This window comes from Dyella koreensis, assembly GCF_044904565.1.
GTDB classification, from domain to species: Bacteria; Pseudomonadota; Gammaproteobacteria; order Xanthomonadales; family Rhodanobacteraceae; genus Dyella_D; species Dyella_D koreensis.
On sequence record NZ_JADIKD010000007.1, the window covers coordinates 259,182 to 281,247 of the forward strand.

The 22,066-nt window shown below is 60.1% G+C and carries 18 protein-coding genes; 3 read left to right on the forward strand and 15 right to left on the reverse strand.

From position 1 onward, the window contains the following. Nucleotides 1-703: 703 nt before the first annotated feature. Both ISS97_RS05025 and ISS97_RS05030 read right to left on the reverse strand, forming a co-directional pair. Nucleotides 704-2,566, reverse strand: coding sequence for a sensor histidine kinase (locus tag ISS97_RS05025; RefSeq protein ID WP_379985979.1), 1,863 nt, complete (start codon nucleotides 2,564-2,566; stop codon nucleotides 704-706). Next, nucleotides 2,563-3,252: a response regulator transcription factor gene (locus ISS97_RS05030; RefSeq protein ID WP_379985980.1), complete on the reverse strand. Its 690-nt coding sequence runs from the start codon at nucleotides 3,250-3,252 to the stop codon at nucleotides 2,563-2,565. Before ISS97_RS05030 ends, ISS97_RS05025 begins: the two co-directional genes overlap by 4 nt. Before the next feature lie 198 nt (nucleotides 3,253-3,450). Between ISS97_RS05030 and ISS97_RS05035 the strand changes: the two genes are divergently transcribed. After that, nucleotides 3,451-7,125, forward strand: a complete 3,675-nt coding sequence (locus tag ISS97_RS05035) for an Ig-like domain-containing protein (RefSeq protein WP_379985981.1) — start codon at nucleotides 3,451-3,453, stop codon at nucleotides 7,123-7,125. A 36-nt stretch (nucleotides 7,126-7,161) separates the two neighbouring features. Here ISS97_RS05035 and ISS97_RS05040 read toward each other — a convergent pair whose 3' ends face one another. From ISS97_RS05040 to ISS97_RS05065, 6 genes are all read right to left on the reverse strand, one after another. Further along, nucleotides 7,162-7,407, reverse strand: coding sequence for an XAC0095 family protein (locus ISS97_RS05040; RefSeq protein ID WP_379985982.1), 246 nt, complete (start codon nucleotides 7,405-7,407; stop codon nucleotides 7,162-7,164). A gap of 864 nt (nucleotides 7,408-8,271) precedes the next feature. Next, nucleotides 8,272-8,661, reverse strand: a complete 390-nt coding sequence (locus ISS97_RS05045; RefSeq protein WP_379985983.1) for an ACT domain-containing protein — start codon at nucleotides 8,659-8,661, stop codon at nucleotides 8,272-8,274. 101 nt (nucleotides 8,662-8,762) lie between these two features. After that, the gene (locus tag ISS97_RS05050; protein ID WP_379985984.1) at nucleotides 8,763-9,176 is read right to left on the reverse strand and encodes a nuclear transport factor 2 family protein; all 414 of its coding nucleotides are present in this window, start codon (nucleotides 9,174-9,176) and stop codon (nucleotides 8,763-8,765) included. A gap of 208 nt (nucleotides 9,177-9,384) precedes the next feature. Continuing rightward, entirely contained in the window at nucleotides 9,385-9,687 is a 303-nt protein-coding gene (locus tag ISS97_RS05055) for a putative quinol monooxygenase (RefSeq protein ID WP_379985985.1), read from the reverse strand. Nucleotides 9,688-9,702: 15 nt separating this feature from the next. Then, nucleotides 9,703-10,641: an NADP-dependent oxidoreductase gene (locus tag ISS97_RS05060; RefSeq protein ID WP_379985986.1), complete on the reverse strand. Its 939-nt coding sequence runs from the start codon at nucleotides 10,639-10,641 to the stop codon at nucleotides 9,703-9,705. 76 nt (nucleotides 10,642-10,717) lie between these two features. Beyond that, nucleotides 10,718-11,626, reverse strand: coding sequence for a haloalkane dehalogenase (locus ISS97_RS05065; protein WP_379985987.1), 909 nt, complete (start codon nucleotides 11,624-11,626; stop codon nucleotides 10,718-10,720). 376 nt (nucleotides 11,627-12,002) lie between these two features. Between ISS97_RS05065 and ISS97_RS05070 the strand changes: the two genes are divergently transcribed. Continuing rightward, entirely contained in the window at nucleotides 12,003-13,241 is a 1,239-nt protein-coding gene (locus ISS97_RS05070) for a TetR/AcrR family transcriptional regulator (protein ID WP_379985988.1), read from the forward strand. A 421-nt stretch (nucleotides 13,242-13,662) separates the two neighbouring features. Here ISS97_RS05070 and ISS97_RS05075 read toward each other — a convergent pair whose 3' ends face one another. Beyond that, nucleotides 13,663-14,250: a DUF1415 domain-containing protein gene (locus tag ISS97_RS05075; RefSeq protein WP_379985989.1), complete on the reverse strand. Its 588-nt coding sequence runs from the start codon at nucleotides 14,248-14,250 to the stop codon at nucleotides 13,663-13,665. Between the two features lie 297 nt (nucleotides 14,251-14,547). Between ISS97_RS05075 and ISS97_RS05080 the strand changes: the two genes are divergently transcribed. After that, the gene (locus ISS97_RS05080) at nucleotides 14,548-16,125 is read left to right on the forward strand and encodes an SDR family NAD(P)-dependent oxidoreductase (protein WP_379985990.1); all 1,578 of its coding nucleotides are present in this window, start codon (nucleotides 14,548-14,550) and stop codon (nucleotides 16,123-16,125) included. Between the two features lie 561 nt (nucleotides 16,126-16,686). On the opposite strand, the gene ISS97_RS05085 is transcribed toward ISS97_RS05080, so the two are convergent. The 6 genes from ISS97_RS05085 to ISS97_RS05110 form a co-directional block, all read right to left on the reverse strand. Then, complete coding sequence (locus tag ISS97_RS05085; protein WP_379985991.1) at nucleotides 16,687-17,073, reverse strand: hypothetical protein; 387 nt, start codon at nucleotides 17,071-17,073, stop codon at nucleotides 16,687-16,689. 83 nt (nucleotides 17,074-17,156) lie between these two features. Further along, nucleotides 17,157-17,711, reverse strand: coding sequence for a hypothetical protein (locus ISS97_RS05090; RefSeq protein ID WP_379985992.1), 555 nt, complete (start codon nucleotides 17,709-17,711; stop codon nucleotides 17,157-17,159). A gap of 112 nt (nucleotides 17,712-17,823) precedes the next feature. Beyond that, nucleotides 17,824-18,780: a hypothetical protein gene (locus ISS97_RS05095; RefSeq protein ID WP_379985993.1), complete on the reverse strand. Its 957-nt coding sequence runs from the start codon at nucleotides 18,778-18,780 to the stop codon at nucleotides 17,824-17,826. Nucleotides 18,781-19,832: 1,052 nt separating this feature from the next. Then, a complete protein-coding gene (locus tag ISS97_RS05100) occupies nucleotides 19,833-20,285 on the reverse strand; it encodes a VOC family protein (RefSeq protein ID WP_379985994.1) in 453 nt (150 codons plus the stop codon). 110 nt (nucleotides 20,286-20,395) lie between these two features. Then, complete coding sequence (locus ISS97_RS05105) at nucleotides 20,396-21,064, reverse strand: DUF998 domain-containing protein (protein WP_379985995.1); 669 nt, start codon at nucleotides 21,062-21,064, stop codon at nucleotides 20,396-20,398. A 153-nt stretch (nucleotides 21,065-21,217) separates the two neighbouring features. Further along, entirely contained in the window at nucleotides 21,218-21,856 is a 639-nt protein-coding gene (locus tag ISS97_RS05110) for a glutathione S-transferase family protein (RefSeq protein WP_379985996.1), read from the reverse strand. Between the last annotated feature and the right edge of the window lie 210 nt (nucleotides 21,857-22,066).

The window sequence follows — 22,066 nt, forward strand, 5'->3', positions numbered from 1 at the left end:
GCGTTGCCAAAGCGGCACGCCGCTTGCCCCGGCGCAGCCGGAGCCAAATAAATGGGTGGAACTGAAGCCGCGAACGCGCGTGCCTGTCATCACGGAACTACGGACGGTTTCTGGTTTCATGCGGCGACTCCCCACTTCCCTCAACCGGTCTGCGGGAAGCAGCGACATCCTGGGCGGCGCCTGACGCACACCCATTGCCTCTCCCCGCCCCTCTCCAGGTCATCCAGATCTTTCGCGGCAGCGACATGATCCGAATCACTCTTGACTTAGATCGATCTAAGTCCCCTGAGGGGAAATTAAGACGCTGAAGACGCGAGGTGTCACGCTGCGACGCAAAAACTCAGCGTCCGATCGATAGGGGATTTCGTGCCGGCCAGATCGTCAAAATGCAGACAGCATCGACTATGGGTTGGACTGACTACCCACACCCACGGGGGTGATCACATGCACCGATTTATCGTGGTCAGCGGATCGAGGGCAACCGTTGGCGAAGATGAGGCGTTCGCTCGCCGGCTTGTGCCGATCAGTATCAGCATACCCAACCGGGTGGACCGGGCCGCAACGAACGAAAGTGAAGCGAATGCGGTTCATCGCGATGCCCCCCGGCACGCGCGCACTGCCGACGAACGCCGGCCGGCTAAAGGTTGAAGCTGAGATTCGAGGGCAAGCTAGCGTTGCTCTCGGGGGTGGTCTATCCCCGAAATCAGGGCTGCGCGGAACCGGAGGATGTCGGATCGAGCACCAGGGTCAGGGCGACCCCGGAGCCGACCGCGGTATCCAGAGCCAGCTCGCTGCCGAGCCGCGCCGCACGTTGGCGCAGACTGACGAGTCCCGCGCCGCCCTCCCGGTCGAGGCGCGGGCGGGTGGGATCGAAGCCGCGGCCGTTGTCGCGCACATCGACATGCAGCTGCGCATCGACATACCGCACGGCGACATCGACGCGACTGGCGCCGCTGTGTTTGAGCACGTTGGTCAGCGACTCCTGCAACAGGCGCAGCAAATCGAGGCTGCGTGCGGGGCCGAGGCGCAGCTCGACGAGGCCTTCCATCTGCCAGCGACTATCAATGCCGGCCATCTCGAAACGTTGGCTCCAGCGGTGGCGCAGCGGAGCCAGCAGACCGGCCAGGTCGGTGTCCTGTGCATGAGTGGTCGTATCGATGACCAGGCGCAGGTCGTCGCGCAACTCCTTCAACGCAGCAACAGTGCGTACCGCATCGGGTGACGGCGGCGATTGCTCCAACGTGGCGATCGCACCGAGCAGGCTGCCACCAAAACCGTCGTGCAGATCGCGCACCAGGTTCAGACGCTCGCCGATGCGGGTATTGGTCAGAGCCAGATCGTGCTCTCGCGCCAGCGTCTGGGTGAGCTGGCGAGTGGCGGTCTCCACTTCAAGCTGCAGCTCGGCGTTGAAACCTTCCACGCGACGCATGGCCACGGCAAAGCGATACGCCAGGACGAAGCCCATGCCGATCAAGGTGAGCGGCGAAGTGAACGCGAGCAGATAAACGCTGCTGCGGATCCATCCATAGAACAGCAGAAAATCATGTATCGACGTCAGCACCTGCACCAGCATGCACGCGGCCAGCACCAGGCGGTCGGCGCGAGGACGGCGCAGGGCATGCCAGAGGAAAGCGAGCGTAGCGGTGTAGTAAATGATGCCGCCAACGATCGCCCACCCACTGCGATTCGAGCCCATGGTCTCCGGCACCAGCAACGCGGCGATGATGGAGAGCAGCGAAGCGGCCAGCAGGACACCTTCGAGGCGCGGCAAGCGGCGTTCGCGATAGCGCAGCAAGAACACCATGAAGGTGACGCCGGCGGAGAAATACAAGGCGATATTGAACGCTTGCCAGGCGTGCGTACTGGCGAATGGCCAGATGTCGGTGGCGAGGTAGTTCCAGTTGTAGCCGGCAGACAGCAAGGTGCTGAAAGCGAACCAACCAAATACCGTGTCCTTGCGGCGCAGCAGCCAAAGCATCAAAAACAGCGAGCCCAGCACCATCCCCACGGCCTGGTCGAACATCTGCACGTTGTGGCGCCAGAACACGCCCTGTTGATAGCGCGCCTGCACCGCGTCCGGCGCACCCACCGCTACCGTTCCGAAGCCAGGCTGATAGGCAGCCAGACCGGAGACGCGCACCAGCAGCGTGTTTTCTCCGGGATGCAGCAGCGGTCGGTCGAGCAGAAAATATTTCGGCGAGGTCCAGCTACGGGATAGCGGCTCGGTGAGATGCGCGTCGCGATGGATCAGACTGCCATTGATATAGACAGCGTCGGCCAGGCATACGTAGTCGACCAGCAGGCCCACGGGCATCTCCGCATCGGCCTGGTTCCATCGCAGCCGATACCACACCACACCATCGTGATGCGGCCAGCGCGCATCCCAGAAATCGATCAGTTTGACCGGCGTCCAGCCGGTGGCGGGGGGCATCTTGCTGTCCCAGTCGGCGCGTACCGCCTCCGCCTGATCGATAACCTGGAGCGCGGCGGTGGTGGGAGGCTGCTGCGAGCACGCAGCGAGCAACATCAACAGGCCAATGCCCAGCCAGAAACGAAAACGGTTCAATGCAGCAGACCCAATGCCTTGGCTTCGAACACAGCGGCCGTGCGAGAGCCGACGGCCAGCTTGCGGTAGATACTCTTGGTGTAGCTCTCGATGGTGAAGCGCGACAGGCCGGTCAGTTCAGCGATCTCGCGGTTGCTGAAGCCGCGTGCCACCAACCGAAGAACCTCGGACTCGCGCTCCGATAACGTCTCGCCTGTCGTGGCGGCAGAGGGCGGGGTCGACGCGACCGGCTCATCCGCGGCGCCCAGCAGCGCCAGAATGCGTCGGGCGACGAAGGGGTCGATAGGTGCGCCACCACGCTGGATGCTCTGCAACGCCAGCGTCAGCTCGGCATCCTCACGCTCTTTCAGCAAATAACCGATGGCTCCCGCACGGAGGGCGGCCAGTACGGTCTCCTCGTCACCCCATGCGGAAATGACCACGGCGGGCACGTGCGGACGATGGGTGCGCAGCCAGGCGATCAGCTCGATGCCGTTGCCGTCGGGCAGGCCGATGTCGACCAGGGCCATGCGAATGCTGTCGTTCTCAAGGCACGACTTCGCTTCAGCGAGGCTGCCGGCGAAGACGGGCGGCACAGCAGCACCCGGCTGCTCGGCGAGCAGTCGTGCCAGACGCAGCCGCATGGCCGGATCGTCTTCGACGACCAGCGCCGGGCTCAAAGCAATGGCTTCCCCTGTCGTCCCCATCATCGCGATTCGTACCCCTGTCGACGCAATTATGCGCTAACAGCGTGGCAACTTCGGGTCGCAGGCGAATTCTGCCCATAGACGGTATCCGGCAGCGCTTCAAGGACTCATGCCACCCTGAAATCGGGGATACCCGCCCTGTTGGCCGTATGCATAACTGATCGCACTTAAAAAATGCGGGACAGGGGAGCGAACGCCATGTGCAGCACGAGGACACGGCGATTTTGGCGTGGGCTATCCAAGCTCGCGCTGTTGGGCGTGATCGGCTTGCCAGCCCTCGCACAGGCCTCGCCCGGGTGCCAGGCGCTCAACGGGCAGAGTGGCACCATTCCCGGCCACGGATACGTCCAACTATTGACCAATAGCCAGCAGGTCAACCAGGGGGATTACGTAACGCTGACATCGTCCGGCACGGTTCTGTACCTCAGCTCCTTCCTGATGATGTCCACCAATGCCAATACCGTCTCCGGTGCGGAGACGGGCTCGGGGGCGAGTGCCGACAACCTCAGCAATCAGCTCAGCAGTTCCGCGACGTACAGCATTACTTGCCAATCGGCCGGCGCCACGATATCGAGTGTCAGCCCGGCTTCGGCGACGGTCGGCAGCGTGACGACCATTTCAGGCTCCGGTTTCTGGGGCGCCACACAGGTCCTTTTCGGCGCCACGCCGGCCACCTCATTTACCGTCACCTACGGTTCCGGCAACCCGATCATTTACGCGATGGTACCCAACGGCTCGGGTACGGTGACGATCACAGTCGTCACCGACGCGGGTACTTACAGCGGCGGGTCGTTTACGTTTGCCGCACCCACAGCCGGCCCCTCAAGCGCCAGCGTGGCATTCAACAGCAGCAACAACGCCATGCCCTTGAATATCAGCGGCAATCCCGCGTCCGTAGCGGTGGCCAGCGCGCCGGCCCATGGCGTGGCAACGGCCACCGGAACGTCCATCACGTATTCGCCGGCCACCGGCTACACGGGACCGGACAGCTTTACCTACACGGCCACCAATGCCGCCGGCACATCAGCCCCAGCGACCGTAACGATCACCGTCAACCCACCGGCTGCGCCCACAGTGGCGGCCGTTTCGGCGACGACGCCCTACAACACGGCAACCAACATCAACCTGGCGAGCGCCATCACCGGAACCAACATCTCAGCCGTCAGCATCGCCACTGCTCCAACGCACGGCACGGCGACCGTCTCGGGTGAAACGGTGACCTACACGCCATCGGCAACCTTCTACGGTGGCACGGATAGCTTCACCTACACCGCAACGAATCCCGGAGGAACCTCCGCGCCAGCGACCGTTACCGTGACCGTCAACGCGGTGAGCGTCCCTACGGTTTCAGCCACGTCGGTCACAACGGCCTACAACACGCCAACCAACATCAACCTGGCGAGCGCCATTACGGGGATCGATATCACGGCGGTCAACATCGCCAGCGCACCGGCGCATGGCACGACGACTGTCTCGGGCGAAACGGTGACCTACACACCTTCGGCAACGTTCTACGGCGGCACCGACAGCTTCACCTACACCGCAACGAATCCCGGAGGAACCTCCACGCCGGCAACCGTAACCGTGACGGTCAACGCGGTCGGCGCCCCTACGGTTTCAGCTACGTCGGTCACGACGCCCTACAACACGGCGACCAATATCAACCTCGCAGGCGCCATCGCCGGAACCGCCATCACCGCGGTCAACATCGCCAACGCACCGGCGCATGGCACGGCGACCGTCTCGGGTGAAACGGTGACCTACACGCCATCGTCAACGTTCTACGGCGGCACCGACAACTTCACCTACACCGCGACCAACCCGGGCGGCACATCGGCACCGGCGGCCGTTACGGTCACCGTGGGCGCGCTTCCGATACCCACTGTCGCCGCGAAGTCGGCAACGACGCCGTACAACACCGCAACGAACATCGACCTCACCAGCGCCATCTCGGGCACAGGTGTCACCGGCATCCTTATCGCGAGTTCACCGGCGCACGGCACGGTGAGCACGTCGGGTGAGACCGTCACCTACACGCCCTCCTCCACCTTCTACGGCGGCACGGACAGCTTCACCTATACCGCAATCAACCCGGGTGGCCATTCAACGCCCGCAACCATCACGATCACGGTCACGCCATTGAGCACGCCGGTCGCGACGGCACTCTCCGTCGTCACCACGAAGGCAACGCCTGTACTCATCGAAGCCGCCGCGATGGCAACCGGCCCGCAGCCCCTGACCGGAGCGACGGTGGCGACACAGCCGATGCATGGCACGGCCACAGCCAATGGCGAGCAGATCGTCTATACGCCGGCCGCGGGCTTCGTGGGGACGGATACGTTCAACTATCAGCTGAGCAACCATTTTGGTACGTCGGCGCCGGGCACCATCACGGTTACGGTCACCGCCTCAGGCAGCGCCACCGGCCTGAGCCAAACGGTTTCCACGCAGCCCGGTAGTCCCGTGTCGGTGAACCTGGCCGCGGTGGCGCCCGGCACCTATACATCATCCGCCTTGCTCGGGTTGTCGCCGGCTGGTGCCGGCACTACGACGCTGAGCCAGCCGACCACGCTGACGTTTACGCCCGCTTCGACGTTCCACGGTCTGGTGCAGATCACAGCCGTACTCACGGCATCCGATGGGCAAACGCAGGTAATCAACGTGCTTGTGCTGGTCAGCAACCAGCCCGATCCGTCGCGGAACCCGGATGCGCTAGGACTGATCAATGCCCAGACCATGCAAGCCAAACGTTTTGCAGAAAGCCAGCTTCGCAACATCCAAAGCCGGCTGGACAGTTTGCATGATGGAAATGCAACGGCCTCCTTCAGCAACAACGTATCGATCAGCCTGGGCGGCAAGCCCATGCAGGCGCCGACGGGCGCGGCTACAGGTGCGAGAAACGCAGCGCCATCCGGCACGCCATCGCCTGTCGGTATGCGCCCCGGCATGGGCGCCGCCGAGAGCGGTGATGGCGCATCGGCCCCGGCAGATACAACACCCCAAGGCAGCGCCCCCACAACGCAGCCACCAGCATCATCGGGTCTTGGCGTATGGATCAACGGCGCGGCGAACTTCGGCTCTTTCGATGCGTATCGACGCGCGGCCGGGTTTGATTCCGACAACATCGCAGTGAACACCGGTGCCGACCAGCGCATCGGCGAGCACGCCCTGATCGGCTTCAGCCTCGGCTACAACCACGACCGTAGCGAAGTCGGCAACAACGGGACGCGCAGCGTTGCGCAGGGCTACAGCGCCGCCATCTACGGCAGCTACCAGCCGACATCGCACCTGTATATCGACGGCGTACTGGGCGGCGGTGGCCTGCGTTTTGATAGCCGGCGTTACGCCAGCGATAGTGGCACCGCACTCGCCGGCCATCGCAACGGCAACCAGTGGTTCGCCTCGCTCACGGCAGGCTACGCCTACAAAGCGGGCGCATGGGCCGTGTCGCCCTACGGTCGACTGGCGTGGTCGCTGTCCTCACTCAACGGCTACGCCGAAAGCGGCGATGCCGCCGAAGCCTTGAGCTACGGCACCCAGACGGTGCGCACCTCACAGGTGGTCGTAGGGATACGTGCAAGCGGCAAGATGGCCTGGAACGACAACATGTTCATTCCGCACGCACGCCTTGAGGTTGGTCACGATTTTCAGGGCACCAGCGACACCACCTTGGGCTACGCCTTCGTGCCGACAGCGGGTTCCTGGAATGTGTTGACGAACCCCTATTCCGCCAATGGCACCAGTGTGCAGGCGGGCGTCGGCGGTGACTGGCAGCTTCGGGACGACCTGTTGATCACCACGGAGTATCAATACCTGCTGATGCCGCATGCACACGACCAGAGCATACGGATCGGAGTGCACAAACAGTTCTAGGCAACCATACCGATGGCGGCAGTTCGATTCACTTGCCTAGTTCCCCGGCGACCGCCACTGGCAACTATCAAGCACAGCGGCGAGTTCTTCCGCGTACTTGGCGAAGCACGCAAACACGGGCCTGGCATCCACCTTCAGCGGCTTCGCCTTGGGATCGGCGCTGGCGGCAAGGTCAGCCAGTTGCCATAGCGCGTCGCGCATCTCGCAGAGCTGGCGATACGCGTGTTCGGGAAGATCGTAGTGCAGCGCGAGGGGCTGCGACTTGCGTGCGATACCGGCCATGGTGGTATCTCCTTGGCGTGGACTCGTTCGTTTCGCCCAGGTGCGGCACACCGTGCGCAATGCACGACGTGCCGCGGGGCGATCACAGGACTCAAGGGCTCACCGACGGCTCATGCCTGAGCGCCGATGCGGTGTGATTGAAGAAGTGGATCGCAGCGACCGCCCTTGCCATCGAGGCACGCGGCAACGCGCCGGGTGCAACGGCTTAAGTGAATTCGCATGGAAACGGCAGCGCCGCGGTTCCTCAATCGTGTTCGCTGATAGCGCGAACCGCCCGGGTTATCGGTGAGGGTGTCGCCGAGGGGTTCGGCGGGCGAGCGAGTACCGTATGATCTGGCTTAGCCATATCAACTCCAATGCAAGTTGGTTTGGTTAGCGAGTCAGGGGTGCTCTAACACCTCTGGCTCGCGCTTCTACACTGCATCACTGCAATGGTTGCTTGCGTCGACGTGTACAGACTCCGCAAGCAACGGAACGAAGCTAGCAAAAGATCAGATAGACGTCTGTAGGGATTGGACTGCACGCTGCGCGTGGAATGTGTCGGCGGCGGACGGTGCTTGCGAGTGCCGTCCATAGCGACGGCGACAATCCCTAGGGACCATCAACCGCCCCGACCAGGCGCCAAGGCCATCGAGCCAAGCCGGAACTTGCCTGAGAGGCGCTTCCAAAGCCTCAGCATTTCCAGATGTAGCAGCAGTATCTACGGGACCAACCCAATATTACGAGTTGCCTCCCCAGGGCTCCCTCACGACAAAGGGTTCGCCATTGACATCGAACGCTAGTCCTAGTCATTGCGACAAAGTTACGAAGATGACGTAACTTGATCTCGTTTCGCGGTTCTTCAGTAAAAAGGACACATGGCCTTCAAGCGGACAACAGAATATGGCCCGCTTGCATCAGCAACTCGGCCGCCCGTGTCATATCGGCGGCTTTCAGCAGCACGTGGTCTTCGTCGTAGGTGGAGACGACGAAGATTCCAATCCCGCCTTCGGAAAGAGGCTGTGCGACTGACAACAAAATCCCAGTCTCGTCGAAGGCAAAGGGACCGACGAAGCGAATCGCTGTCCATCCCCCTTCTGTAGTGATGCCTGCTGGCACACGCTCCTGGAGACAAACGACAGACAATTCATCAGCGCCGCGACTGATCGATACAAATCCCAGGCCATCGGCCCACGCCGGAATTGCCGACGATGCGCTCAGGCGTGAGATGGCATAGGTTCCGCCTAGGATTTGCAGGCGGATTCTCTTGTTCACTAGGCTTTCCTTCAAAGTCCAAGTGCTCAGCGGACGAGGAAGCGTCCACCGTCGACCAAAACACTAAGTTCAGTAGAAGAAATTGAGCACGATTGGTGGTCTTAGAACATTGTGTTGTTGTTAGCCGATGCTTCCGGTACCGGTTGCTGCACGTCCCAGTGCTCGACAAACTTCCCGCCGACTGCGCGATATATGTCAACGATCACTACGCCACGATCTCCCGGGCCGTTCGTTACGTGTGAGTGGAGGATGACGAAATCGTCATCAACGAAGACTCGCTTGATGTCATAGCGTCTATTAGGCGCAGCCTTCGCTATGGCTTTCATACCCGCACAAAAGGCTTCCACGCCGTCCGCCGATCTTGGGTTGTGCTGGATGTAGGGATCTGCGAGATAGGTGGCTGCGGCTTCGTCCACTTTTCCCTGATGAGCCACCAAGTCAGCAAATTTGACCGCCGCAATACCCAACGGATGGTTGGTGAGTTTCGATGCATCAATCTCGAACCGGGCAACCATTTTGAGTTCTCCTGCAATTGAATTTGTGGAACGGTGCTACTCGCCACATCAAGCGAGCAGCACCGGTCAGTTCATGTGCGGCCCGGACACTTTACGCGTCCCTGTAGACGACACGAAGGCGATGTGCTCCAAGCAAATCTTGATTGCCGCGCCGACGGTTGGGGACCCCATGGTCGGTGTGCTGCGACAACCTCTTAATCCTGACCACTTAGCTGTGCCGCTCGCGGACGCCAACGACCTCATAAATCGGCGCGTCAGTTGACGTGATTAGGGGCATGACACGCACAAACAGGCTCTTGATCCATGGCTGCGCCATATGCGCGTCAACAGCCGCCTGATCGCGCCAGACCTCAGTGATGTTGATCAGGCCCCGGTCGCGATCCTCCGCCAACACCGAATAGTGGTGACAGCCATCTTCCTTACGGACGATGTCCACGACATCGGCTATGGCTTTCTCGAATGTCTTCAGTTGACCGGGATCAACGGTCAGATAGCCGGCTACGATAATCATTGCTTCCCACCCCGCTCAAGTCGTGAGAACAAGCTTTCCAAGAACGCCCTGAGCTTCAAGCAACTCGTGCGCTTCGCGGGCATTTTCGAGCGGAAGCGTCTTCGCAATATGCACCGCCACCGATCCCAGCTCGATCAGGGAGGCGACTTCTGCCAGTTGCTGAGCATTCGTTTGCGTGAAGATGAAGGCAGTGCGCGCGACGCGCGCGGAGGCCTGCTCGGCAGAGGGCGGGCTCATCGTCGAGGCAAACGCGCCGCCACGCTTGAGCAGTGGCCATGCTTGTTCTTGCAGTTCGCCGCCGACCAGATCGAGCACGGCGTCGACCTGACCCACCGAGGAGAGATCGCCTCGCGCGGTGTCGACGACGAGATCAGCGCCAAGCGCACGTAGATGCGCTTGCTGCGACGCGCGACCTACAGCGATGACACGCGCGCCTTTCCGTTTTGCGAGCTGCACGGCGAAACTGCCGACACTACCCGCAGCGCCGAGAACGAGAAGCGTCTGGCCTGCGGCAAGTTCGAGCGCGCCGTCATTGAACAGCGCCTGCCAGGCTGTGAGCGCACCAGCCGGGATCGCCGCCGCCTGCACATGGTTGACGCCGGCGGGTTTGCGAACAATATCTGCGGTCGAAACGACGACGAATTGGGCGTAGCTCCCGCCGCCGGGGAAGCTGCTCTTGCCGAACACTGCATCACCCACAGCGAATGCCTCCACGTCAGGGCCGACTGCATCGACGGTGCCCGAGAAATCGAATCCCGGAATCCACGGCAGCGCCAGCGGCATCATGTCCTTCAGGTAGCCTGCGCGGAACTTCCAATCGACCGGATTTACACCTGCGGCGACCACGCGCACGAGCACCTGGCCCGATCCCGCCACCGGACGCTGCACATCTTCGTAGCGCAGCACGCTGGCCGGGCCGTACTCATGCATTTGGATTGCTTTCATTGTCGTCATAACTCTTCTCCAATCGGAACTAGTGAATTGCGTGGCCCGGACCGCATGCCGGCCCGGGCCGATCTCTTGAGTTTGGTCAGGCAACCGCGCCGACGCGCAGGCCGCGGACGAATGTCGCGAGGGCAGTTCCGATCTCTTGCGGACTGGTCTCCTGGACGAAGTGCGTGCCTTTGACAGTCACTTCTGTCTGGTTCGGCCAAGTGCGGGCGAATTCGAGCAGTCGGCCACCGAGGATGAAGCCCGGCTCCGTGTTGACTAGGAGTTTCGGAACATTGCTCTCAGCGAGCCAGCTGGCGTAGTCACTCATGACCTTGGTGGTATCCGCGGGCACACCTTCGATCGAGAACTGTGTTCCGGTGAATGGGCGGCGGTCTTCGCCCGGGATCAGGAAGGGTTTGCGGTAGTAGGCCTGCTCAGTCTCCGTGAATTCGCGTGTGTGGAGCAGGAAATGGTCGATGAAGTCCAAGCCGGGGGCAGGCCCCTCTGGCCGCTCCGTCGGGTCGGCGCGCGAGGCCAGCATCGTCTTGAAGGGCTCGGGGAAATCCGACAGCAGCAACGGCATGACAAGCGATTCCATGTAGGCAATGCCCTGGACGCGGTCGCGATGCTGGTTTGCCCAGTCGAAGCCGTAGATTGAGCCGATGTCATGCAGCACGAGGATCACCTCATTGCCGAGACCCAGTTCCTCCCACAAGGCGAATAGGCGCTTGCGTTGCTCGGCGTAGCCATAGCGATAGCGCCCGAGAGTCGGGTCGAGCTTGTCGGAGTCGCCAAAGCCCGGCAGGTCGCAAGCGATCAACCTTCCCAGGCCAGCACAAGCTGGCATGACATTGCGCCAGAGGTAGGACGAGGTGGGACTCCCATGCTGGAAGAGAATTGCTGGCCCCTCACCCTCGTCGATGTAGGCCATGCGATGGCCGTTCACGTCCAGGAACTTCTTCTGGGCAAAGGGTTGCTCAGAGGTTCGTTCAGCTGCCTGATTCATTTGTTTTCCTTCGCACGGCTCATTATATACCGATCGGTATTTAAGATATCAGGCCGACTCGACGAAGGTCAAGATCAATTTGTATTGATTGGTATAATGTGCCCTTTGGCACACCCCTTCATGCCTCAGGAACAGCCCCTCTGCGCTCCGTTACGGGAACGCGCACGGCAATCAGCGCCAGATTCGACGCTTTTTGGCAATTTTCTGGCATACCCACCCTGATCAACGTCCCATCGGGACCCCGCCAGGCGCTTTCGCCCAGCCATCGTCCAGGGGGATAATTATGTAGTGTGTGTTATATTAAACCTCGACCGCCAGCGCTTGATGGCACCCAAGTTTTCTGTAATGAACGATATAGAATAAGGAGATGCCGAGGATGGCTCGTCCACGCTCATTCGACGAAGGTGACGTACTCGACCGTGCTATGAACGTATTTCATCGCCACGGCTACGACGGCTCCACGATGGCTGAGCTGACTTTGGCTATGGGGCTGACTGCACCGAGCATCTACGCCGCGTTTGGAAGCAAGCGCGGCCTCTTTGAGGCTGTGCTCGATCGATATACCGATTCTCAAGGTGAGAGCTTCGCTGGGGTGCTTGCAGCACCCACCGCCCGCGAAGTAGCCGAACGCTTACTCTGCTGGGCTACTGATCAGACTCGAGATTTGCAACGCCCGCCTGGCTATCTCTTAATTCAAGCCGGGCTTGCCGCTGGACCGGAGAGTGCCGATGTTCCAGTCACGCTTGCAGAGAGAAGGCTGGCCAATGAAGTCGCTTTGAGAGAACGGTTTGAGCAAGCCAAAGTAGCTGGGGACCTGTCGACCGCTGCTGACTCCGCGGCATTGGCGAGTTTCGTAACAACGGTGTTCTACGGCCTTAGTGTGAGAGTCGCTAGCGGAGCTACGTCCGACGAGCTTCGAAAAGTCGTTGAACAGGCTATGGCGAACTGGCAAGCACTTGCGTCCGAACCTGAGGCCAATCTCGCTTCAGGACCTAATCTCCTGGATGGCAATGCGCCAGGCACTCGGGGGCGCCCTCGCGAGTTCGATGCATCGAGCGCTTTGGATGCTGCGATGAAAGTCTTCTGGCGCAAAGGCTATGAAGGAACGTCACTCGCTGACCTGACCGAAGCCATGGGCATCACTCGCCCCAGCCTTTACGCGACATTTGGGAACAAAGAGTCCCTGTTCTTCAAGGCACTCGACCAGTATCAACGCGTGAACATGGCATACGGCAAAAAGGCGCTTGAAGCCCCGACCGCACAGGCTTTCGTCGAAGAGTTGCTTGCAGGTGCGGTTGCCGCACAGCTATCCGATGACCAACCCCGAGGCTGCCTTTCAGTCATCAATTCCATGCAAGGCGGCGATCAATCCCAGGTGATCCGCGCCGAGGTACTTAGACGGGCCTCAGAAGTGCACAGCCTGATTGTGATGCGGTTGACGCGCGCGAAGACCGAAGGGGATCTTCCGGCTTCCGCCGATCCCGAAGGGCTCACCAGACTACTAGCTTCCGTCCTGCAATCGATTGCTACGTTGGGAGCGGCAGGCGCCTCGGCGGATCAACTTCACGCCTTGGCTAATAGCACGATAGCGGTCTGGCCACATACCAAGCACTAAGCGAAAGAGCACGGGGAAAAAGACGTCCCCGTTCGCTCATTCATGTGACTCCATCGGCCCCCTTTTCTTAGATCCGCCATGGGTCGAAAGCGGACATTACGGTTTAGCGCTTGCAGACATCACGCCTTGTATCCATGGGATGTAGCTTGAGACGCGAACGGCGTACACCACTTCGCCGTACAAACCCTCCACAAATGGGTGATCCGGCGCCCATTTTTTCCAAAAGATAACGGTGCCAGGTTCAGTTCTTTCTACTTACGGAAGCGAATCCGGTCTCGGTTGCGCCGACCGTGCCGGATCCCAATAAAAACGGTATCAGGTTGCCTTTCAGGCGAAACCAACGGATCGCTAATGACGAAGGGGCCGGCAAGGCACCTGCACCGAATGCATTGCGCGCCATCGAGACGGATCAATCGCCGCCCTATTCGAGCGCACCCACGTCGAGCGCATCCCAGCCGGCGCGCCCCAGCTTTCGCATCGTCTCGATATTCCGGCGGTAGATCTCGTCCGGGTCGCTCATCGCATCGGCGGCGCGTTCGACGCTTGCCTCGCGCAGCAGATGCAGGGTCGGCCAGGGCGATCGATTGGTGGCGTTCTCGACATCATCAGGCGCGGTGTCGGCGAACTGGTAGTGCGGATGAAAACTGGCGATCTGTAGTACACCGTCGAGCTTCAGCGTCTCGACGGCGGCATCGGCGACATCGAGGAAGTCGTTGTAGTCGAGGAAGTCGCCCAGCACGTGCGGATGGATCAGCAAGGTCGTTTCGCACTCGTCCGCATCGACGGCGGCGAGGCTCTGCAGCTCGCCGCAGATATCCTCCAACAACGCGTCGGCATCACGGGCATGGCTGACCGCATAGCGGATTTTCCCGTGGATGAACGGCGCTCGTGCGAACGGGCATAGGTTGAGGCCGACGACGGCGCGCTCCACCCAACGGCGGGTGGTGTCGATGTACGGCGTATCAGCGGCACTCACGCCGGCGGTGATGGCGGAAGAGGAGTCGGTCATGGGAAGGTCATAGGCGGGTCAACGCGTACTATATCCCTCATGCCGAACACGCCGGTTTCCCAGGCTGGATCGAGGTACGGCCCCGCCAGCTAGCCTCATGCGGCGTCGCCAATGACCAGGAGGGTGGGTCGCCGAGGGCTTCCTATGGCTGCTTTACAGCCTCACCCGGTCACCGTGCCCACGGCAAGCTGAGCGGGTTAACCCCCGGGCGGGCCATAGCAGGCAAAATAGACGGTTGGCAACGTGAGATGCCCTCTCCTTGCATCTCACTTCGTGCCGCCTCACTCCATACGGATAATGCTCGTGACCACCACCACACCACCACCCAGCGACGCCGATACCGCATTGCTGCAGCGCGTACGCGAAGCGGCACAGCTGCTTGAAACGGTGGCGGCCGATCGGCTCTTGCTGGACACGCTGCCGGCGGATGACCGCCAGCGCCTGTCTCAGGCGGTGGCGCAGCTCTATCACCCGGACCCGGTCGAGCGTCGAATCAAGCTGAAGGCGGCCCAGAAGGCACGGCATGCGGCGAAGATCCAGGCCGATGACACCGTGCTCAATCAGACCGGTATCCGCGAGCTGCGCCGCAAGCCGGTATTCACCACGCCGAATGTGTTTGCTCCGAAGGATTTCGCGGCGCACGACGTCGCGCCCGATGCCGACGCCGCGCAACCGCGCGAATCGATCGAGCCCAAGCACTGCTATGTGTGCAAGCAGAAATATTCGGCCATCCATTTCTTCTATGACCAGCTGTGCCCCGCCTGTGCTGCGTTCAATTACGCCAAGCGCACCGAACTGGTTGATCTGCGCGGTCGCGTCGCGCTGCTGACCGGCGGTCGCGTGAAAATCGGTTATCAAGCCGGCCTGAAGTTGCTGCGCGCCGGTGCGGAACTGATCGTCACCACGCGCTTCCCGCGCGACTCGGCGGCACGCTATGCCGAGGAACCAGACTTCGGCGAATGGGGCCATCGTCTGCAAGTCTACGGACTGGACCTGCGCCACACGCCCAGTGTCGAAGCGTTCTGCCAGGAACTGGTCGCCACGCGGCCGCGACTGGACTTCATCATCAACAACGCCTGCCAGACCGTGCGCCGCCCGCCCGAGTTCTACGCGCACATGATGGACGGCGAGACGGCGGCGCTGCACGACATGCCCGAACGCGTGCGCAAGCTGGTCGGCCACTACGAAGGCCTGCGCGGCTCCAACATCCTGCCCGATGCGGCTGTTTCGGCGAGCCCGCTAGCCAGCCGCGCCGCGGGTCTGCCCGGCTTGACCCGCGCTGCCGAACTCTCCCAGATGCCACTGTTGCCCGAAGAACTGCTGGCGCAGAGCCATCTGTTCCCCGAGGGCAGGCTTGACCAGGACCTGCAGCAGATCGATCTGCGCAAGCGCAATTCATGGCGGATGCTGATGGCCGAAGTGCCCTCGTTTGAATTGCTGGAAGTGCAGCTGGTCAATGCGATCGCGCCGTTCATCATCAACGCGCGACTGAAACCGTTGCTGCTTCGCACCCCTGAACGCGACAAGCACATCGTCAACGTGTCCGCGATGGAAGGCCAGTTCTACCGCAATTTCAAGACGACGCGCCATCCACATACCAACATGGCGAAGGCCGCGCTCAACATGATGACGCGCACCTCGGCCACCGATTACTACAACGACGGCATCCATATGAACAGCGTCGACACCGGCTGGGTGACCGACGAGGATCCGGCCGAGCTGGCAGCGAAAAAGGTGCTGGAAGAGCGCTTCCACCCACCGCTGGACATCGTTGACGGCGCTGCGCGCATCGTCGATCCGATCATCAGCGGCATCAACACCGGCGAACACGTGTGGGGGCAGTTCCTGAAAGATTATCGACCGACCGCCTGGTAAGGCGGTCAGGCGAAACAATGCGGATGACCGTCCTGGTCTGGCCGCAATGATCAGGTCCGCTTTGGGTCGGAAGCGGACACTGAAGCTCCGATTCTACCGCCCCTCATTGTGCCTTGGATTCAACGTGGCGCTTTCCACAGGCAGCGCATCCGCTACGCCACCGCCTATACAGATCTGGAGTACTTCAGTCTTCCTCGTGAGAAACCCACAGGTCCTTCCACTATCCAAGTTGGTTGCAAGCTCTGGGAATTTTTCAAAGCAGACATTCTTGGTCGAACATGTGGTCGAAACCGGCTTCCAGCCATCCGCGAGCAGATGGGGGCGCACCGACTCGTAGAATTCGCCTCTCATCGGCAAAGTGCCTCCCTTGGCGCCATGTCGTGGTCCGTCCATTGCGACGACCACCCCGGATGCCAGTAATGCGGTAGCAGCGGCTAGCCGGCAAATCCCCCTTGTGCATTCCGCCACTTTCGCGCGCTGAGACATCGGTTCGACCTCATCGGGATCAAGGCTTCTGTGGTCTCTCAAGGTCCGCTATGGGTCGGTAGCGGACCATTGGATCTACAAACGGCCAGCCACTTGTTCCAAGAGGATTCGCGGCCCTTTCATTGTCACTTCGAGCCCAGCCCCGCTTATGCGAACGACTTTCCCCGACATGAACTCAATTTCGAGAGTGACTGGCCCAATGGTCGACAGCGGCAGCATAAGCAAGTTGTGATAGGGGCCGTCTTCTGTAACAAGCTGGCCATCCCCTACCTTTGCAGGGTAGTCGACTCGCTCGCCGCCAACGGTTGCGCTGCCAATACGGATCTCAGCTTCCTGAGCCCATCCTTTGCCATCCAGATGCACATATGCGCGACTGAACTTGATAAGGATCGACCCGTCGCGACTCTCGACGTCACTGATCGTCGAATCATGCAGCTCAATCGAATAAGGCAAGTTGGGCACGTCTAGACTCCCTGTAGCCACTGTTTGGGCAATGTCCGCTTCGGGTCGGAAGCGGACAGGTCTAACCTCCCACCGATACGCATTCAAGCGGACATTGGCCTGGACTTGGTAACTAAGCACTCAACCCGATGAGCACGCGCCTTCGATACAACCAGCTCCGCCAGTTGGTCGATGTCCTCAATCGTATCGGTGAACTCAATAAGCGATCGCTTGTTTGGTCCGTAAAGCTCCAATGTGCCGCCGTCACTTGATGGGTTCAGGTAGATGACCTTGCTGACTTGGTCGAATGGAAGCTTCGATGTTCTTCCAGCCTTGCTTATCGCTAGGCCATCGGCCTGAACCCGTACCTCAAAAGACCGTAGCCCATTCCAAAGCCAGAACATTAGGCCGCAGGCCAACATCCCAGTCGACATTAAGAATGTGATGGCCAAGATTCCTGGCGCGGGACGAGCTACGAGGCAAATGAAGGCTGCGCATACGATCGGAAGGAAACAGCAGCCGTGCGCAATTCTCAATAGCTTGGGTCGATAACGAAACACATCTTCCCCTCCGACAACGGCGTGCCCTTTGCTTCGGGTGAACGCCAGAATGGTGGCGAGCGTGCTCGAAGTGAGGATGTAAACGAGTGCCGTTCCCATGTGCTCTCCCTATGCACCAATCCGAAGTCTAACGTCCGCTTTGGGTCGGAAGCGGACGTTAGCCCAGCTACTTTCGCGACCCATGCCGAGATTTAACAACGGCGCCCCCTCGCTAGAAGAAAACCGGGTCGTTCAGATTCGAATGAGAAATGGATACAGACACACCGTATTTCGATGAGACATCGGTGACGACATGCGCAAACCACGGAGCGGCGGTGGGCGACAAAACGACCGATTCAATCAACACTGTCAAATCGCAAGGCAAGTGCAATCCCTTTCTGTCAACCCCATAGTCGACTGTCATCGCCCTCACTTCTCGCTCGTGCTCAAAAGACTTTCGCTTGCGCCAAAATGCGTCGTTTGGACCCGCATATTGCGATTCAAAGTCCAGATACTCAACGCGACCGATCGAGATGGCTGGATTCCGTCCGAGGGAACGGTAGAGCCTCCCGTAGCTTGTCCGAACCGCGAGTGCATTCGGGAGGTAGGTTGAATAAAGTCGCCACATGGCCTCCGACTCACGCTCGTTCTCATGCCAGCAGTTAATGAACGTCTGACGTCGCCCATGCTCGCCCCCAAGCTCTAGATCCGAAAGTAATCGCTGCGCTTCTGCATCAATCTCATCGTCGGTCAACTTTGATTCGACGCCGTTCGGGTGACTGCCTAGCGCGGTCCGGAAAAATCTCAGATAGTGCTCGTCCCATCTGCTTTTTGCATTCCTGAGACCTTTCGCGCCTTCGTATGGGTCTTCAAACTGATCAGCTCGTGCGAAGTACAACGATTGAGTGGCCAGCATGCTCACGTACTTAGTGAAGTCTAAGTAGCGCCAGAGACGAACAGCTTCGTTAGGGACTACGTATGGTCTTCTGAAAAAGACCATTTTTGCCACGGAATCACTAAGCACGTGCGAACAGCTCTCGCATGTCGAGGCAGGAGAGCCATCACCTAGATACCCCAGATTGATGGTCTCATGTTCTACAAAGTTGCGCAGGCATACGGAGCACGCGTCATAGTGCTCCACACGAAACTGCTGGAGATCGACGGGTACCGGCCTAGCTTCTTGATTCATCTCTTCTCGCACCCTTTTCCTAGATCACGCCCAGCCTTTGTTGCGCCACCTCGCTCATCTGCACAGTCGGGACAAATCTATCCCTTAGTCCAAAAATGAGCGTCGGCGCTAGCGATATCCTTCTAGGTCCGCTTCGGGTCGAAAGCGGACCTTAGGAGATCCTAGCCTGCCAGGCGCGCCGAAACGTAGGCAAGGGCGTCGTCAACGATCTCCTTGCCCAACCTTTCGATAGCAAGGGCATTCAACGTTCCGTCCGCAAACTCGACCCATGTGCAACAGGCCGAGCCTGAGCTGTGCGCATACCGGCCAGACGCTACGCAGACTTGCTCACTGCTCAGAATGGTGAGTTCGTGAAGGTCGCCGCCAGGCACATTCCTGGTCCAGCGCATAAGCACGCTTGGTGCTTGATACGTCCCCATATGGATCCCCCTGCTTGTCGATTCTCCGATGTCCGCTCTGGGTCGAAAGCAGACCTTGGTCAGATGTTAACCCCGCAGCCTTCAGAAGAGACCTGACCGTCCCTGTTCGTTGAGCGCCATTTCCATTTTCGCACCGTCAACCGTCGTGTTAGTGAGAGGGGGTTCCCATAGGTCCCCTATAGCGTCCGCAAGCGGTCTTTTGCTTGCTGACTGGTTGCGATTGCCTCGCCTCATTCACGGTGCTTGGTCGTGGCGGCCACGGCCTTCGGAGACGTCTAGATGCCTTTGACTCGAAAGGAAATCAACAAGGAGATTAGAAGGCTGGAACCCATCGTTCCTCGCATGCTGGAGCGCAGCCATGGCGCCAGGTTCTGGGTCGAGTTTCTGGAGCGCGCCAATGACATCAGAGCACGGGTCCGTCCGTACGATAGGGATTGGGTGAGAGCAGAGGTCGGCCGGCTACTGTCGAAGTACAACCTCGCACTACCGGGACAGGAAGCGTCATCCACCGAGGCCACGACCGGCAGGGTTTATGCCTTTCCGACAGGTATGCGTACCGCTTGAGCGAGCGATGCAGGTCTTCGCTTGGCAGGTATATGCACCGCCATGGAGCTTTTCTGCGCGATAGCGAAACTAACGCTTTGGCTCCCAGAGCTCGACCTTGTTTCCTTCGGGATCCAGAATCCAGGCAAAGCGGCCGTTGGGATCGCTGTCGTCACGCTTAAGAACCGTGACACCCTTGGATCGCAACCGCGCAAGCAACGCATCCATATCATCCACGGCGTAGTTGATCATCAATCCACTCGTTGATGGCGCGAAATAGTTCGTAGTCGCGGGAAACGCATTCCATGCCAGCGCGGGAGGGTGCTTTGGCGCGTCGTAGCGGAGCGCCGCGCCTCCCCAGACTTCCACAGGCATGCCAAGGACATCGCGATACCACGCCGCGAGCGCCTTCGGATCCTTCGCCTTGAAAAAGATTCCGCCGACACCCGTGATGTGTCCAGCGGGAGGCGCGGACGCAGCCGTCGCCAGACCGGCCATTGAAAGCACGGTTAGACATAGCAAGAGAATCGATCGTCGCTTCATCCAAGCTCCTCCAGTTTGTGTGACTTGCCCCGTTCTGACTGCTGGCATGTCCGCTATGGGCCGGAAGCGGGCACTCCCAGAAGATTCATTTGGTACCTGCTCGTGGCCCACTACTGATCGGCGGGGAGCTTCTTAACAGCCTGCTCGTGTGGTGGCGCTCGCAATCGAAAAGATACGGCGAACAGCCACGCGAATAGCACCACGACAAAAAATCGGTTCGCGAGTCCATACGGCATCCCCTTGTGGAGAGTGAGGAACTGGACGACAAATCCGGTCAATATTAGAAAAGTCAGTATCCAAGCGGTTCGCCGATAGGAGCGCCACGCTGGATGCCCCCCAAAACTCGCGGATAGCAGGACGGCTGCGATGAAGATACTTCCGACATTTACGAGGAAGCTCATGTCGTGGATGGCCCCCGATGGAGTTGATGGCGCACCGGGTGCATCCGTGGGAAATACGGCCGAGACGACCAGCCCGATCGCCGCGATTACGAGCAGAAACATCCCTAGTCGGGCGGCAATGGAGCGCAAGCCGTTGGTATAGAGCCCCGCTGCAAGCGTTAACAAGCCGCAGCTCATCGCAAGGAACCAAGTCGTCATGATCCAGCCATACCGACCCACAGCGTAGTTGCTGATGAAGTTGGTTGCCGGCGCGTAATCGGGCCGCAGGAAGTGCAGTGTCAAAAGGGCCATTGCGGCGTAGAAGAAACAGGCCACCGCAATGGTTGCAAAGGCACCAGACGTTAAGCCTGACGCTTTCCCGGCATTCTCTATAGCCATAGTCGAATCTCCTGGCTCCTGCGTTTTATTGGGGGAACTTCTCTTCGATCTACTGTCGCCTATAGTGTGTTGCGTCGACCGGCTGAAACCGCAGTCAGAAGCGGACACTCCCCGCTTACTTACAAGCTTGGCCGGCCGCAACACGGCGGCCAGCTATACCGGATTAGCAAGCCACGCCTTCCTGGATTGACAGGTTTCCATCGCGCGCTCGTAGCCTTCGCGTGCACGGGTGCGAGCCATATATGACTGCTCTACCTCGCCCAAGGTGATGCCTCCACATGTTATGGCCAACTCCAGGGCGTAGGTCACCGAAATATCGGCGGCGGTGAACGTCTCGCCGGCAAGAAAGGGCGTGCGTGCAAGCTGCCGCGTCACCAGCGTTAGCCGGCTCTCGAAAACGCTTAGCGCTTGGCCAGCGCTCCAGTTCTGGCGCTCGGACGCCGGCGCAAAGTTGCGGGCACCAACGACGAAGTAGATGGATGCCGCGAGGCCGGCTTCACCGAGGTGGAGGAACTGCTGATAAGCGGGAAAGGTGGGATCGTGCGGGGCAGGCGCGAGCGACGTCGGCCCGTAGCGCGCCATCAGGTATTCCATGATCGCAATGGACTCGACCATCGTGACGTCGCCATCCTGAATCGCCGGAATGAAACCGGCAGGGTTGATGGCCAGGAACTCCGCGTCGTTCTCGACGCCGGCCATAAGATCCACCGGCCTCAGCCGATACGCGAGCCCCATCTCCTCCAGCAGCCAGACGACCCGAAAACCTCTTCCTTCACCAAATACAGTGATCATCTTTCGTCATCCTCCTTTGATTCGGCCTTATCGACCGCCATCGAAAAGACGAGCGGGAATATCGAAAATCGACATCGTCGGCAGGATCGTATATGGCTTGGCCATCTGATGCTCCCCGTGTGGCTACCCCCTGCCGGTGAGATATCCGCCATCGCTATATCAGGCGGCAGAAGCTCACGGCCACGGGCGGCGAAGCCGCTTCCCGACGGC

Excerpts from the sequence above, each read along its gene's own strand:
- ISS97_RS05105 (WP_379985995.1), bottom strand. The coding sequence starts at position 21,064 with ATGGCTATAGAGAATGCCGGGAAAGCGTCAGGCTTAACGTCTGGTGCC.
- ISS97_RS05100 (WP_379985994.1), bottom strand. The coding sequence starts at position 20,285 with ATGAAGCGACGATCGATTCTCTTGCTATGTCTAACCGTGCTTTCAATG.
- ISS97_RS05040 (WP_379985982.1), bottom strand. The coding sequence starts at position 7,407 with ATGGCCGGTATCGCACGCAAGTCGCAGCCCCTCGCGCTGCACTACGAT.
- ISS97_RS05080 (WP_379985990.1), top strand. The coding sequence starts at position 14,548 with ATGCTCGTGACCACCACCACACCACCACCCAGCGACGCCGATACCGCA.
- ISS97_RS05095 (WP_379985993.1), bottom strand. The coding sequence starts at position 18,780 with ATGAATCAAGAAGCTAGGCCGGTACCCGTCGATCTCCAGCAGTTTCGT.
- ISS97_RS05110 (WP_379985996.1), bottom strand. The coding sequence starts at position 21,856 with ATGATCACTGTATTTGGTGAAGGAAGAGGTTTTCGGGTCGTCTGGCTG.
- ISS97_RS05030 (WP_379985980.1), bottom strand. The coding sequence starts at position 3,252 with ATGGGGACGACAGGGGAAGCCATTGCTTTGAGCCCGGCGCTGGTCGTC.
- ISS97_RS05065 (WP_379985987.1), bottom strand. The coding sequence starts at position 11,626 with ATGAATCAGGCAGCTGAACGAACCTCTGAGCAACCCTTTGCCCAGAAG.
- ISS97_RS05060 (WP_379985986.1), bottom strand. The coding sequence starts at position 10,641 with ATGACGACAATGAAAGCAATCCAAATGCATGAGTACGGCCCGGCCAGC.
- ISS97_RS05075 (WP_379985989.1), bottom strand. The coding sequence starts at position 14,250 with ATGACCGACTCCTCTTCCGCCATCACCGCCGGCGTGAGTGCCGCTGAT.
- ISS97_RS05055 (WP_379985985.1), bottom strand. The coding sequence starts at position 9,687 with ATGATTATCGTAGCCGGCTATCTGACCGTTGATCCCGGTCAACTGAAG.
- ISS97_RS05035 (WP_379985981.1), top strand. The coding sequence starts at position 3,451 with ATGTGCAGCACGAGGACACGGCGATTTTGGCGTGGGCTATCCAAGCTC.
- ISS97_RS05090 (WP_379985992.1), bottom strand. The coding sequence starts at position 17,711 with ATGGGAACGGCACTCGTTTACATCCTCACTTCGAGCACGCTCGCCACC.
- ISS97_RS05050 (WP_379985984.1), bottom strand. The coding sequence starts at position 9,176 with ATGGTTGCCCGGTTCGAGATTGATGCATCGAAACTCACCAACCATCCG.
- ISS97_RS05070 (WP_379985988.1), top strand. The coding sequence starts at position 12,003 with ATGGCTCGTCCACGCTCATTCGACGAAGGTGACGTACTCGACCGTGCT.